We start from the raw sequence: 1638 nt of genomic DNA on the forward strand, positions 1-1638 counted from the left end.
GAACTAAAAACCGTTGGCAAGAACACGCTGATTTACAGCATTGGCAATATCGCAATTAAAAGTGTTACCTTCTTTTTTATTCCCCTTTACACGCATTACCTGAGCGTCTTCGAGGTCGGCATTATTGTTTTACTCGAGCTTCTGGAACTCTTTTACAATGCGGTGGCGCCACTGGGGGTTTTTAATGCCGTGTGGCGCTATTTCACCACCGAACGAAAATCCGGGACAGAGAAAAAGTTTATTTCCAGCAATATCTTGTTTGTCCTCGCTGTAAATGCTGTCCTCGCAACGCTTTTGATTGTTTGTGCACCTTGGATTACCAAAATGTATCTTTCTGATGGCAGTTTGTCAAACTTAGTAAGAGTATTTATCATTATTCTTTTTCTAGGTTTAAGTAGAACTGTCATCGTCAATTTGCTTCGCATTTATGAGCAAGCTTTTAGGTTCATTGTTTTTGTGTTCGTCGATTTTGTTTTGTTAATTCTACTGACGTTAGGCTTTGTTATCGGGTTGGATTTGGGCTTGTGGGGAATTATTTATGCCAAGCTTATCACCTCAGGCTTAATATTTTTCTTTGCGGTTTTTTATATTCTAAAGCAACATGGCCTGCATTATGACCACAAAGATGTCATTCGTTCATTGCGTTTTGGCTTCCCTCTTATGTTTAACGGCATTAGCATGTTGATTCTATCGATGTCTGACAGATTCTTCATCAAGGAAATTATTTCTGTTGAAGCAAGCGGCATCTATGGGATTTCATATAAATTTGGCATGATTCTGAATATGGTTTTTGTGGTACCTTTGATGCAAGCCTGGCATCCGATATTATTCCGCCTTGAAAATGCACCCGAACAAAAAGTAACTTATCAAAAAATTGCGCTTTATTATGTGCAAATTGGCAGTCTGCTCATGTTGGCCATCGTTGTTGCTTCTAAATATTTGCTTAAAATAACAACGATTGAAGAGTACCACTACGGGATTATTATTGTTCCATGGATTGCTTTCTCATATTTCCTTTTTGGATTACAAAATATCTTTAAAGCCGGCGCCTTGATTCATAATCAGACAATTAAAATGACACAATATGGTCTCCTGACTGCCGGACTAAACATTATTTTGAATATGGCAATGATACCGACATTGGGAATATTAGGGGCCGCGATTGCCACAACACTCTCTTATTTTGTTTTGATGGTTTTGATACTTAGACTGTCGCACAAATACCTGCATATTAATTGGCTTTGGAGGAAAATGATTCCGGTGATTTTGTTGGGGATGATTTTTTCCTGGCTGGCAAGTATTGACTTGAATAAGCTTCAACTCAATTTTGCAAAAGACGCCACTGTATTGATTCTTTTGCCGACTCTTATGCTTCTGTTGAAGCTTGTTTCTTTAAAAGAAATCAAACGTTTTGCGCTGCGATTAAAAGGTGCTTTTTAAATAGTATATTAGCGGGATTAATTAATGACAATTAAGGTTCTGAATGTTGTGGGGGCTCGGCCCAATTTCATGAAAATTGCCCCAATTATTTCTGAAATGAAGAAACACCCCGATCTTGAACTCAAATTGCTGCATACAGGTCAACACTTATGATGCTGAGATGTCCAGGTTCTTTTTCGAAGATTTGCGGATTCCGGA

General features: G+C 38.3%; 1 protein-coding gene. It reads left to right on the forward strand.

The window, feature by feature from the left end; genetic code table 11:
• The coding region (locus IH879_06560) for a polysaccharide biosynthesis C-terminal domain-containing protein (protein ID MCH7674598.1) at nt 1-1440 on the forward strand (1440 nt) is incomplete at its 5' end.
• Between the last annotated feature and the right edge of the window lie 198 nt (nt 1441-1638).

The sequence above is a fragment of the candidate division KSB1 bacterium genome, from assembly GCA_022562085.1.
In the GTDB taxonomy this organism is placed as follows: domain Bacteria; phylum Zhuqueibacterota; class Zhuqueibacteria; order Oceanimicrobiales; family Oceanimicrobiaceae; genus Oceanimicrobium.